Source organism: Citrobacter sp. VF227 (assembly GCF_052950715.1).
In genome coordinates, this window is the sequence record NZ_JBRFVF010000004.1 from 183,483 (window position 1) to 196,666 (window position 13,184).

11 protein-coding genes and 1 pseudogene are annotated in these 13,184 nt (G+C 51.4%); 2 read left to right on the forward strand and 10 right to left on the reverse strand.

Going from position 1 to position 13,184, the window contains the following annotated elements; all coding sequences use genetic code 11:
• Positions 1-8: 8 nt before the first annotated feature.
• From glpX to tkt, 5 genes are all read right to left on the reverse strand, one after another.
• A complete protein-coding gene (gene glpX, locus ACU8YC_RS15425; RefSeq protein ID WP_151218343.1) occupies positions 9-980 on the reverse strand; it encodes a class II fructose-bisphosphatase in 972 nt (323 codons plus the stop codon).
• Positions 977-2,254, reverse strand: a complete 1,278-nt coding sequence (locus tag ACU8YC_RS15430; protein ID WP_446895513.1) for a zinc-binding dehydrogenase — start codon at positions 2,252-2,254, stop codon at positions 977-979. The genes glpX and ACU8YC_RS15430 overlap by 4 nt, the downstream gene beginning before the upstream one ends.
• 24 nt (positions 2,255-2,278) lie before the next feature.
• Positions 2,279-3,658: a PTS mannitol transporter subunit IICB gene (locus tag ACU8YC_RS15435; RefSeq protein WP_446895514.1), complete on the reverse strand. Its 1,380-nt coding sequence runs from the start codon at positions 3,656-3,658 to the stop codon at positions 2,279-2,281.
• 27 nt (positions 3,659-3,685) lie between these two features.
• Positions 3,686-4,129: a PTS mannitol transporter subunit IIA gene (gene cmtB / locus ACU8YC_RS15440; protein WP_446895515.1), complete on the reverse strand. Its 444-nt coding sequence runs from the start codon at positions 4,127-4,129 to the stop codon at positions 3,686-3,688.
• Positions 4,130-4,444: 315 nt separating this feature from the next.
• Positions 4,445-6,436 (reverse strand): transketolase, encoded by a 1,992-nt coding sequence (gene tkt, locus ACU8YC_RS15445; RefSeq protein ID WP_187253181.1) that lies wholly within the window; start codon positions 6,434-6,436, stop codon positions 4,445-4,447.
• A gap of 279 nt (positions 6,437-6,715) precedes the next feature.
• Here tkt and loiP point away from each other — a divergent pair, with 279 nt between their 5' ends.
• Entirely contained in the window at positions 6,716-7,474 is a 759-nt protein-coding gene (gene loiP, locus ACU8YC_RS15450; protein WP_151218347.1) for a metalloprotease LoiP, read from the forward strand.
• Between the two features lie 102 nt (positions 7,475-7,576).
• On the opposite strand, the gene speB is transcribed toward loiP, so the two are convergent.
• The 5 genes and pseudogenes from speB to ACU8YC_RS15475 all read right to left on the reverse strand — a co-directional run.
• Entirely contained in the window at positions 7,577-8,497 is a 921-nt protein-coding gene (gene speB, locus ACU8YC_RS15455; RefSeq protein WP_278238378.1) for an agmatinase, read from the reverse strand.
• Between the two features lie 237 nt (positions 8,498-8,734).
• Positions 8,735-10,711: a biosynthetic arginine decarboxylase gene (speA, locus tag ACU8YC_RS15460; protein ID WP_414078053.1), complete on the reverse strand. Its 1,977-nt coding sequence runs from the start codon at positions 10,709-10,711 to the stop codon at positions 8,735-8,737.
• Between the two features lie 8 nt (positions 10,712-10,719).
• Positions 10,720-10,851, reverse strand: a complete 132-nt coding sequence (yqgB, locus tag ACU8YC_RS15465) for an acid stress response protein YqgB (protein ID WP_151218349.1) — start codon at positions 10,849-10,851, stop codon at positions 10,720-10,722.
• A gap of 91 nt (positions 10,852-10,942) precedes the next feature.
• Positions 10,943-11,008, reverse strand: coding sequence for a hypothetical protein (locus ACU8YC_RS15470; RefSeq protein ID WP_420869114.1), 66 nt, complete (start codon positions 11,006-11,008; stop codon positions 10,943-10,945).
• Positions 11,009-11,109: 101 nt separating this feature from the next.
• Positions 11,110-11,211 (reverse strand): annotated as a pseudogene (locus ACU8YC_RS15475) (hypothetical protein); the annotation flags it as partial.
• A gap of 419 nt (positions 11,212-11,630) precedes the next feature.
• On the opposite strand from ACU8YC_RS15475, the gene metK reads away from it, so the two are divergent.
• Positions 11,631-12,785, forward strand: a complete 1,155-nt coding sequence (gene metK, locus ACU8YC_RS15480) for a methionine adenosyltransferase (protein WP_151218350.1) — start codon at positions 11,631-11,633, stop codon at positions 12,783-12,785.
• Positions 12,786-13,184 lie beyond the last annotated feature (399 nt).

Below are 13,184 nucleotides of genomic sequence, written 5' to 3' on the forward strand. Positions count from 1 at the left end.
CCGATAAATCACCATGAATGCAGAGAGTCTATTATATTACACGTTCGATCCGCGCCGCCGATCAGTAAAGTTTGCGTGCGCACACCATTCGCAACCTGTTGGATCCCTTTCACAAGATCGCCGCCCGTGACCCCCGTCGCGCTGAAGAGGATCTTATTTCCCCCTACCAGTTCGTCGAGCGCATAGATACGGTTAATCTCGACGCCCATTTCCATGCAGCGCTGACGTTCCTGTGCCGCAATCAGACGATTATCTGCGCTATCTCCTTTCGCCGCGCAAAAATCAATCAGTTCAGCCTGCATGTCGCCCCCCAGCGCTTTAACTGCACAAGCTGAAATAACCCCTTCAGGTGCCCCCCCAATGGTATACATCAGGTCATAGGGATTTTCCTGCATACAGGCCAACACGCTTGCGGCTACATCGCCGTCGGGCAGCGCAAAGACTTTGACGCCAAGTCTTGTCGCTTCGGCAATCGCCGGTTGAAGACGCGGTTTATCCAGCGTCACCATCCGCAGTCGCTCCAGCGGTTTGTCCAACACCTCAGCCACATTGCGCAGATTGTCTGCCAACGGCAGCGCCAGATTAATCGCCCCTTTTGCATACCGATTTACAACCAGTTTTTTCATGTACATATCAGGGGCGTGTAACAAACTCCCGCGAGGGGCAAACGCCATGACAGCCAGCGCATTGCATTGCCCCATCGCCACCATTCGCGTGCCTTCAATAGGATCGACGGCAATATCGACCTCAGGTCCAGCGCCAGTTCCCACTTCCTCACCAATCCACAGCATCGGGGCGCGATCAATCTCCCCTTCGCCAATGACGATTCGTCCGCGGATGGCTACACTGTTCAATGCTTCGCGCATTGCCGTCACGGCCAGACCATCAATCTTGTTTTTATCGCCGCACCCGGTTTGCGGCCAGGCTGCCAGCGCAGCCTGCTCCGTGATACGAAATAGCGGCCATGCCAGCGACATCATATCGCCGCCTCCCCGATATCAACGCCGAAGTGTGCCAACAAGTATTTTTCTGCCTTTTCGTTCCAGATGCCGCGCGTTTCCTCCACCAGCAGCGCCAGCTCTTTGAATAATGGGTCAGTTTTCCCTTTCTCGGCAAAATCAGCAATGGCGGTTAGCGGCATGGTTACGCCGTTATATATCAGCTTTTTACCGCCAGGAATTGCCGGTAAATTCAATACGGTTTCCGGAACCGCATCAAGGCCGCCAATGTGCGTCACCATAAACGAGGGTTGTAGCTGGCCGGTTGCACTGAGCGCAATAGCCTCCTTCATATCATCCGTTGAACCACCAGAGGTTCCGACAACGTGAGTGCTGTTGTAGTGCACGTTGTAAAAATTAAACGGCACTTTAAAGTTGCTGTCCGTCGGACCAGCAAAGAAATTCAGGCAGCCATCTTCCGCGAGTAAATCATCGGCCATTTCAATGACTGCAGGTACTGCCGCATACACAAAGACATCATCAAAACCTGCGTCATGAGTTAACGCACGCAGCATCGTGGTCGGAGAATCCATGCCGGTCGTGTTCACATAGATAAGTTCAATCCCTTTTTCTGCCGCCAGCTCAACCGGCAACAGTTTTTTAGCCTGCGCCAGTCGTGCTTCATCAATATCGACCACCACCACACGTGACGGCTGAATACTGCCGTTAATGGCATAATCAATTGCGCCTATACCCATCGGCCCGGCGCAGGCCAGAAGCGCAATGCTTCCGCCTGGCTTAATCCCCATGCGATGCTCATAAACGTAAGGTGTGGTGTGAAAATTCGCGTTATACGCGCCAATAATGCAGCACATTGGTTCTGCCAATGAGGCGGCGGCAAAATAAGAGCCGTGGTAAGGTAAAACGCATCCCAGATTAATCGCCACTTCCGGGATAATCATATATGTCGCATTACCGCCAAAATATTCGTAGCTGTATCCCGCGGAATATCCACTTGGCAATCCCATCGCGGGTTGCAACACAAAACGCTGACCTTTCTTATATTTATCCGTCAGGTTTTTTCCTACCTCAACAATGATACCTGCACATTCATGTCCGGTAATAACCGGATGATTTTCCAGATCGTCCGGCACGCGTTTATGCTCGCTCCCCAAAGCCGCCGCTTTCCAGGTGGATAAACAAACGCTATCGGATATTACGTTTACTAACAATTCGTTATCTGTAATTGCAGGCAACTCAAATTCGCGGATCCGAATATCCTGCTTACCATATATGGCAGCCACTTTCGTTTTCATACTTACTCCAAAAATAGAAGAAGGCTAGTTCGCAGTAATGCGTTTAAATAAATCGTCCAACAGAGGATCACCAATATAGTTTTTAATCAGCACTAATGGCTTTTCACTCACACGTTTAACACGACCTTCAAGACTGGCATGGGTTACAATAACATCTGCATCTTGCGGAACGTTTTCGATAGCATAGTGCGTTACATTAATATTCAATCCCGCTTTCTCCAGACGCTTACGAAACGTTGTAGCCCCCATCGCGCTGGAACCCATTCCCGCATCACAGACGAAAGCAACGCGTTTAATATTTTTATAAGAGAACTTACCTTCCTGTTTCATCGCCTTGACGGTTCTGGCTGATTCAGCGAAGTCATCTTCAGTTTCTGTTTCTACACTCTTTTCCATTTTCAGGATTACAGAGGTAATCACAAAAGTAACAATGGTTCCCGCTGTAACGCCTGCAATGGTCGCGAGAAAAGAACCTTTTGGCGTTAATGCCAGATAGGCAAATATTGATCCTGGGCTCGGCCCTGCAACCAACCCACCGTCCAACAGGTGGAATACCCACGTCCCGCTCATTCCCCCGGCAATCATCGCAATCAGGGTTAAAGGCTTCATCAGCACATACGGGAAATACAGTTCATGAATACCACCAAGGAAGTGGATAATCATGGCGCCTGGCGCGGATTTTTTACTCATCCCTTTACCAAAAATGGCAAAGCTGAGTAACAGGCCTAACCCCGGCCCAGGGTTGGATGCCACCATAAAGAAAATCGATTTTCCCGTTTCAGAAGCTTGCTGCATTCCCAACGGATAATAGACACCCTGATCGATAGCATTATTCAAAAAGAGGATTTTCGCGGGCTCATTGATTACAGATAGCAACGGCAGGTAACCCGCATGAACCAACGCTTCAATACACTCCTTCACAAAATTGTTGGCAATGAGAACCGCCGGGCCAATAACTTCGAATCCCAGCAAACATAAGAGCATTCCCGCAATACCCAGAGAGAAGTTATTGATAACCATCTCGAAACCAGCGGGGATGCGTTTTTCCAGCAGGCGGTCGATATGCTTAATCACCCAACCGCCAAGCGGCCCCATCACCATCGCGCCAAGGAACATCGGGATATCCGCGCCAACAATAACGCCAATAGAACCAATGCCTCCCATTACCGCGCCACGTTTCCCGCCAACCAGATGCCCACCGGTGGAGCCAATCATGACGGGCAGTAAATAAGTAATCATCGGGCCGACAATTTTGGCGAAATGCTCATTCGGCATCCAACCAGTAGGAATAAACAATGCGGTTATAAAACCCCAGGCAATAAATGCGCCGATGTTGGGAATGACCATTGCAGTCAAAAACCCACCAAAAGCCTGGACTTTGGCACGAGCAGACTTGTTTTCCATAATAATATCCTGAAAGGAAACGATGAATTATGCGAAGGCGATAATATCCGCCAGTTGTTTTTCTGATTTAGCCGCTAACAAAGCGGTTAGCGCTTCCTCTTCACATAATAATTCACTTAAAGCCTGAATAGCGCCAATGTGAGAGTCAGCATTTGCCGCCGACAATCCGATTAATAATCTGATGCCTTCATCTTCTTCGGAAAATTTCACTTCCTGTTTGAGAAGCGTTAATGACATTCCGGTTTTTAACGCACCACATTCCGGACGAGCGTGTGGCATAGCGACACCAGGCGCTAAAATATAATAAGGACCATTGTTAATCGTTGAGTCTTTGATCGCCTGAATATAATTTGAATTGACATAATGATTGGCGAGCAAGGACGACATAGAAAAGTCAATTGCCTCCTGCCAGTTCTTTGCTGAATCTTTTAATGAAATAGATGATTCGGGAAAGTAATCAATCAGCCGCATACATTTTCCTTATTTTATTTTTAGGGTACGAGTTAACGTTAAAAATAAAATACGCGTACGGCAAAATGAAATCAATCGAGGGGGAAAATACGTGCAGCGCGGAATGTCTTTTTGTGAAGCCTTTAAAAACAGTTGGTTGAGAATAGAAAAACAAAATGCAACATTAATTATGTGATATGCATTACAAATTCCAAATAACACTAAATATCATATTTGTGACTCAGATCCACAACAGGGAGTTGCACAGAGGAAATTAAATTTAATCCGATTAAAAAACGGGCCGCCTGAGCGACCCGTTTTCACCTGTAATCGAAGTTACAGCAGTTCTTTTGCTTTCGCGACCACGTTGTCTACGGTGAAGCCGAATTCTTCAAACAGCAGTTCTGCCGGTGCAGACTCACCAAAAGTAGTCATCCCGACGATGGCACCGTTCAGACCCACGTATTTGAACCAGTAGTCCGCAATGCCAGCCTCGATAGCGACGCGAGCAGAAACGGCTTTCGGCAGTACGGATTCGCGGTAGGCGGCATCCTGTTTGTCGAACGCATCGGTAGACGGCATGGAGACCACACGCGCCTTCACACCTTCGGCAGTCAGTTTCTCCCATGCCGCAACAGCCAGTTCAACTTCAGAACCGGTGGCGATGAAGATCAGCTCCGGCTGGCCCGCGCAATCTTTCAGCACGTAGCCACCGCGAGCGATATTCGCCAGTTGCTCTGCGGTACGTTCCTGCTGTGCCAGGTTCTGGCGGGAGAGGATCAGCGCGGTCGGGCCGTCCTGACGCTCAACGCCGTATTTCCACGCCACTGCGGATTCAACCTGATCACACGGACGCCATGTGCTCATGTTCGGAGTCACACGCAGAGAAGCAACCTGCTCTACCGGCTGGTGAGTCGGGCCATCTTCACCCAGACCGATGGAGTCGTGGGTGTAGACCATCACCTGACGCTGTTTCATCAGCGCAGCCATACGCACCGCGTTACGAGCATATTCCACGAACATCAGGAAGGTGGAGGTGTACGGTAGGAAACCACCGTGCAGGGAAATGCCGTTTGCGATAGCGGTCATACCGAATTCACGTACACCGTAATGGATGTAGTTACCGGCGGTATCTTCGTTGATGGCCTTAGAACCAGACCACAGAGTCAGGTTAGATGGCGCGAGGTCAGCGGAGCCGCCGAGGAATTCAGGAAGCCATGGACCGAAGGCTTCAATCGCGTTCTGAGACGCTTTACGGCTGGCGATTTTCGCCGGGTTAGCCTGCAGCTTAGCAATGAACTCGTTGGCTTTCGCGTCGAAATCAGACGGCATTTCACCTTTCATACGACGGGTGAATTCAGCAGCTTCCTGCGGGAAAGCTTTGGCATAAGCAGCGAACTTCTCGTTCCATGCGGCTTCTTTTGCCTGGCCGGCTTCTTTCGCATCCCACTGCGCGTAGATTTCAGACGGGATTTCGAACGGCGCGTATTTCCAGCCCAGCTGTTCGCGGGTCAGCGCGATTTCTGCATCACCCAGCGGCGCACCGTGAGAGTCGTGAGTACCGGCTTTGTTCGGGGAACCGAAACCGATGATGGTTTTGCACATCAGCAGGGATGGTTTGTCGGTTACTGCGCGAGCTTCTTCAACTGCGCGTTTAATCGCGTCAGCATCGTGACCATCTACGCCACGAACCACGTGCCAGCCGTAAGCTTCGAAACGCTTCGCGGTGTCATCGGTGAACCAGCCTTCAACGTGACCATCGATAGAGATGCCGTTGTCATCATAGAACGCAACCAGTTTACCCAGCTTCAGCGTACCGGCCAGGGAACATACCTCGTGAGAGATACCTTCCATCATGCAGCCGTCGCCCATGAAAGCATAAGTGAAGTGATCAACGATGTCGTGACCAGGACGGTTAAACTGCGCCGCCAGCGTTTTTTCAGCGATAGCCATACCCACTGCATTCGCAATGCCCTGACCCAGAGGACCGGTCGTGGTTTCAACACCCGCGGTGTAGCCCACTTCCGGGTGGCCCGGCGTTTTGGAGTGCAGCTGACGGAAGTTCTGCAGCTCGGACATCGGCAGATCATAGCCGGTGAGGTGCAGCAGGCTGTAAATCAGCATTGAACCGTGGCCGTTAGACAGCACGAAGCGGTCACGGTCAGCCCAGGACGGGTTAGTCGGGTTGTGGTTCAGGAAATCACGCCACAGGACTTCGGCAATGTCAGCCATACCCATCGGGGCACCCGGGTGACCGGATTTGGCTTTCTGTACTGCGTCCATGCTCAGCGCACGAATAGCATTGGCAAGCTCTTTACGTGAGGACATTTTGACTCCAGATCGGATAATGAAGGCCACGCCCTAAACGACTTGACGACAGCGCGTTTTGGGCTACGCCGGAAAAAAGTGCCAACAATGTAACCCAAGCCGCGTGTCATGTACATGGAGCATCCTTTTACCGCTTCAGAAATCTCTGGATCATGCGTGAAAGTTGCGCAATCTTCTCGCCCGCTTATTGTTCTTTTCTTTATACTTAGGCCGAGCGTCGGTTCACCTGTAAACGACGCATTTTTTAGAATAATCCTGACCTTGTGCGGAAGAGAAAAAATGAAAATTCGCGCTTTACTGCTTGCTACGAGCATGGCAGCGGCTTTGACCGGCTGCCAGAACATGGACTCAAACGGGCTGCTTTCTTCGGGCGCGGAGGCTTTTCAGGCCTACAGTCTGAGCGATGCTCAGGTAAAAGCGCTGAGCGATCAGGCCTGTAAAGATATGGACAGCAAGGCTACTATCGCTCCGAGCGGCAGCGAGTACGCTACGCGTCTTGGCAAAATAGCCGCCGCGCTTGGCGATAACATTAACGGTCAGCCGGTGAACTACAAAGTGTATATGGCGAAAGATGTGAATGCCTTTGCCATGGCGAACGGCTGTATCCGCGTATACAGCGGCCTGATGGATATGATGACCGACAACGAAGTCGAAGCGGTGATCGGCCACGAAATGGGCCACGTTGCGCTGGGTCACGTGAAAAAAGGGATGCAGGTTGCGCTGGGTACGAACGCCGTGCGGGCAGCAGCGGCTTCCGCTGGCGGTATTGTCGGCAGCCTGTCGCAGTCGCAATTGGGCGATATCGGCGAAAAGCTGGTGAACTCACAGTTCTCCCAGCGCCAGGAGTCCGAAGCGGATGATTACTCGTATGATTTGTTGCGCAAACGTGGGATCAATCCAGCCGGCTTAGCCACCAGCTTTGAGAAACTGGCAAAACTGGAAGCAGGACGCCAAAGCTCAATGTTTGACGATCACCCGGCATCCGCAGAACGTGCGCAACATATTCGCGATCGCATGAGCGCAGACGGGATCAAATAATCTTCGAACAGTGCCGGATGGCGGCGTGAACGCCTTATCCGGCCTACAAATTCAGCAACAATGTAGGCCGGATAAGCGCAGCGCCATCCGGCAAAAAACAGCTTACTCGCCTTTTTTCGCCGCCTGGATATACAGCATCTCCAACGCTAACGTTGCCGCCGCCAGTGCGGTGATCTCTGACTGATCGTAGGCCGGAGCCACTTCAACAACATCCATCCCGACGATGTTCAGATCTTTCAGACCACGTACCAGTTTAATTGCACGATCGGAAGTCAGACCACCGATCACTGGCGTACCGGTTCCGGGTGCAAACGCCGGATCCAGGCAGTCGATATCAAAAGTCAGATACACTGGCATATCACCGACAATCTGCTTAACCTGGGCAATAATGTCATCAACGCTGCGGTCGTTAACCTGGCACGCATCCAGCACGGTAAAACCATTATCTTTGTCGAACTCGGTACGAATACCGATCTGCACAGAGTGATTCGGATCGATCAGACCTTCGTTAGGCGCAGTGTAGAACATCGTGCCGTGGTCGAATTCGCAGCCGTTCGCGTAGGTGTCGGTGTGGGCATCAAAGTGTACCAGCGCCATTTTACCAAAGTGCTTGGCGTGCGCGCGCAGCAGCGGCAGCGTGACAAAGTGGTCGCCGCCAAAGGAGAGCATACGCTTACCGGCAGACAGCAGCTTCTCAGCATGCGCCTGCAATTTTTCACTCATTTCACGCGCATCCCCGAACGCATAAACCAGATCGCCGCAGTCCACCACGTTCAGACGCTCGCGCATATCGAAGTCCCACGGGAAGCGGTTGTGTTCCCAGGCCAGGTTGGTGGAAACCTGACGGATCGCCGCCGGACCATGGCGGCCACCCGCGCGACCTGACGTTGCCATATCAAACGGTACGCCGGTGATCACCCAATCGGCGTCGCTGTCGTAAGGCATGAAGTTCATCGGCAGACGCAAAAAACCAAAGGCGTTAGAAACCAGGGAGTTGTCGTATTGATGACCTAAGGTGCTCATGTACTGACCTCTTTTAAAATCGGTGAAAAAAAATCCCCTCCGCGTCGTTAAGCCCGACGAGGAAGGGATTGATTTGGTAACTGCATATTTACGGCAAATTATCGCCGTTATTTTGTACGGATTCAAGTGAGTGCCACAAATGCTGCCCCCGCGGATTCCGACTGCCGGATGGCGGCTTCGCCTTATCCGGCCTACTTTCGTAGGAACGGTAAGCGCAGCGCCACCTGACATTTATCGTTACTCATCTTCCAGATAAGTATAACCGTACAGACCGGCTTCAAACTCTTCGAGGAACTGCTGTTGCAGCTCAGCGTCCAGATCGGTGTTTTTCACCTGGTCACGGAACTGCGTCAGCAGGGTGTTCGGATCCAGCTGCACGTATTGCAGCATATCCGCCACGGTATCCCCTTCGTCGGACAGCTCAACTTCTACGCTGCCGTCAGGGAAGACGAACACGTCAACCGCTTCGGTATCACCAAACAAGTTGTGCATGTTGCCGAGGATCTCCTGGTACGCACCCACCATAAAGAAGCCCAGCATCGGTGGGTTCTCAGGGTCGTATTCCGGCATCGGCATGGTGGTCGCAATGCCATCACCGTCAACGTAGTGGTCGATAGCGCCATCAGAGTCACAGGTGATATCCAACAGCACCGCGCGGCGTTCAGGCACCTGGTTTAAGCCCTCCAGCGGCATGACCGGGAACAGCTGATCGATCCCCCACGCATCCGGCATCGACTGGAACAGCGAGAAGTTGACGTAAATCTTATCCGCCATACGCTCCTGCAGCTCGTCGATAATCGGACGGTGCGCACGGTTGCTCGGGTCGAGTTGTTTCTGCACTTCATGGCACATGTTCAGATACAGCTGCTCTGCCCACGCACGCTCCTGCAGGCTAAAGGTGCCTGAAGAGTACCCAACGTGAATATCGTGCAGATCCATCTGGCTGTCGTGCAGCCATTCACGCAGCGAACGACGGGTTCCCGGTTCATGCATCTCTTGCCAGGTTTCCCACATGCTTTGCAGGGAACGTGGCGCGTTGTCTGCCGGAGGCGTCGCTTCGGTGATTTCGCTACGCTCAACGCCAATGATGTTAGATACCAGCACGGTATGGTGCGCGGTTACCGCGCGGCCAGACTCGGTGATTACCGTCGGATGCGGCAGACCGTGTTCTTCACAGGCGTCGCCAATAGCCCAGATGATGTTGTTGGCGTATTCGTTCAAACCGTAGTTTACGGAACAGTCAGACTGCGAACGGGTACCTTCGTAATCCACGCCCAGACCACCGCCCACGTCGAAGCACTGGATATTGACGCCCAGCTTGTGCAGCTCAACGTAGAAACGCGCCGATTCACGTACGCCGGTGGCGATATCACGAATGTTCGCCATTTGGGAGCCGAGATGGAAGTGCAGCAACTGGATGCTGTCCAGACGACCACGCTCGCGCAGAATTTCTACCAGTTGCAGCACCTGGTTTGCCGCCAGGCCGAATTTTGATTTTTCACCGCCGGAGGACTGCCACTTGCCAGAGCCCTGCGACGCCAGACGCGCACGCACGCCCAGACGCGGAACGACATTCAGGCGTTCAGCTTCATCCAGCACGATAGCGATTTCAGACATTTTCTCGATGACCAGATAGACCTTATGGCCCATCTTCTCGCCAATCAGCGCCAGACGGATATATTCGCGGTCTTTATAACCGTTACACACGATCACGCTACGGGTCATTCCGGCATGGGCCAGAACGGCCATCAATTCAGCTTTGGAACCAGCTTCCAGCCCCAGCGGTTCGCCGGAGTGGATCAGCGATTCAATCACGCGACGGTGCTGGTTGACCTTGATCGGGTAAACGAGAAAATAGTCGCCGTTGTAGCCATAAGATTCACGGGCGCGTTTAAACGCCGCGTTAATCGAACGCAGACGGTGTTGCAGGATCTGCGGGAAGCAGAATAATGCAGGCAGACGCTGCCCCTGCGCTTCACGGGCTTTCACCAACTCAGCAAGGTCAACGCGCGCTTCTGGTACGTCCGGATCCGGGCACACGCTGATGTGGCCCAGCTCATTGACGTCATAGTAGTTATTACCCCACCAAGCAATATTGTAAGTACGCAGCATCTTGCTGGCTTCCTCGGAACTCATTGCAACCTCCTGCATGGAGCGTAGTACACCGTGTTCGCCTGCTGACGAAGGCGAACCCAAAGAAATGTCGTCAGACATAGCGAACCTCAAATTTTATTAACAAGTGTAAAACAGTTGACTACTATCGCAATCCATAGACGCGATAACAACCCAAATACAGGCAGAATTTGCAGCAGATAGTGCTGACGCTCCGACTGTGCGACCGGTTTCTTTTTCATATCAATGTAAACACGTAACCGAACTTAATGCTGACGGTTCGGCGAAACCACGAGAAAACTCTTGTTTACCAAGAGCGCCCTTGTTCAGTTCTTAGTGACCGTAGCCGGCTCTTGAGTCCTGAGATACGCCGAGATGGGTATACACTTCATCCTTCATGCAGCCTCTTTGTTGGCTACGCTCATTCGCCCCAGTCACGTACTACTCGTACGTTCAGGGGACTCATTCACTTGCCGCCTCGACGCAACATGAATGATTTTGTGTATATAACATCGACAGGTATGCAAAGCAGAGATGCAGATTGCGGGGAACATATGTACACCAGAACGGTGCGACAGATTCAGCAGAATACAACGGTTCATTATCTCGTATCACCTCCACGGTTGCTCCTGACGGAACGAACCCACAAGCCAAAGCTAACGTCTTAACCCGGCTGGAAGTGGCAACACGATGAAAACGTCGTGTGCTTTTTGTATGAGCCGCGCGCCGCGTTTTATACCGATATGGAACATAAAAAGCAAAAGATAAATACGCACATTGCCAGCACCGTCAGGAAAAATTTCCAGTTACATTTTCAGTACAATGCGACCTCAATCAAAAAAAGCTGGAAATCAGACGAAGAACTGTCCTAAAATAGCCGTCCAGATGTTAATCCATCTATACCGATTAACACTCAGACTGCCAGTGTCCGTCATCTGCAGACTCATGGTAGAATCTTCTACACATGGCTATTCCACTCGACAGTTTGAGCTAACCAAATTCTCCTTAGGTGAAATTAAATATGGCAAAACACCTTTTTACGTCCGAGTCCGTATCAGAAGGGCATCCTGACAAAATCGCTGACCAAATCTCTGATGCCGTGCTGGACGCAATCCTTGAGCAGGATCCGAAAGCACGCGTTGCCTGCGAAACCTACGTCAAAACCGGTATGGTTTTAGTTGGCGGTGAGATCACCACCAGCGCATGGGTTGATATCGAAGAGATCACCCGTAACACGGTTCGCGAAATTGGCTATGTGCATTCCGACATGGGCTTTGACGCCAACTCTTGTGCGGTACTGAGCGCGATTGGTAAACAGTCTCCGGACATCAACCAGGGTGTTGACCGTGCCGATCCGCTGGAGCAGGGTGCAGGCGACCAGGGTCTGATGTTTGGTTATGCAACCAATGAAACCGATGTACTGATGCCAGCCCCGATTACCTATGCTCACCGTCTGGTGCAGCGTCAGGCTGAAGTGCGTAAAAACGGCACCTTATCCTGGCTGCGTCCGGATGCAAAAAGTCAGGTTACCTTCCAGTATGACGATGGCAAAATCGTCGGTATTGATGCGGTTGTTCTGTCGACTCAGCACTCTGAAGACATCGATCAGAAATCGCTGCAAGAAGCCGTTATGGAAGAGATCATCAAGCCGGTACTGCCGACTGAATGGCTGACCGCATCGACCAAGTTCTTCATCAACCCAACTGGTCGTTTCGTTATCGGCGGTCCAATGGGCGACTGTGGCCTGACAGGTCGTAAAATCATCGTTGATACCTACGGCGGCATGGCGCGCCATGGCGGCGGCGCATTCTCTGGTAAGGATCCGTCTAAAGTTGACCGTTCCGCAGCCTATGCAGCCCGTTACGTCGCGAAAAACATTGTCGCCGCAGGTCTGGCTGACCGCTGCGAGATTCAAGTTTCTTACGCAATCGGCGTGGCTGAACCGACTTCGATCATGGTAGAAACGTTCGGTACTGAAAAAGTGCCTTCTGAGCAACTGACCCTGCTGGTTCGCGAGTTCTTCGACCTGCGTCCGTATGGCCTGATTCAGATGCTGGATCTGCTGCACCCGATTTACAAAGAAACTGCCGCTTACGGCCACTTTGGTCGCGAGCATTTCCCATGGGAAAAAACCGACAAGGCGCAGTTGCTGCGTGAAGCTGCTGGTCTGAAGTAATTTCCCCACAGTTCAACGCTTATGAAGACCAGCCTCGCGCTGGTCTTTTTTATGTCCTTTTCTTTTCCATACCCCATCGCCAGAACAATGCTAAGTTCCCTTGTTTTAAACAACAAATGAAAGCGATTACATACCGCAGAATTTCAATCCAAACTGAATAAACATCTCCTTGTGACTATGATTGCATCGTCGTTACATTACAATTCAGCATTGTCTTAAATTCAGGCAATTAACTTTATTTCGGCAAAATAAATAGCTTTATTTTTCATATATATAAACAATAACCCATATAAATATTAGTGTAACCGATTACACTAATGTGATGTGATTCGCATTTTTTTACTCCGTACTCACCTACCCTTAACATCAACAAAACTAGCTACCCAACCGGAGGGCATC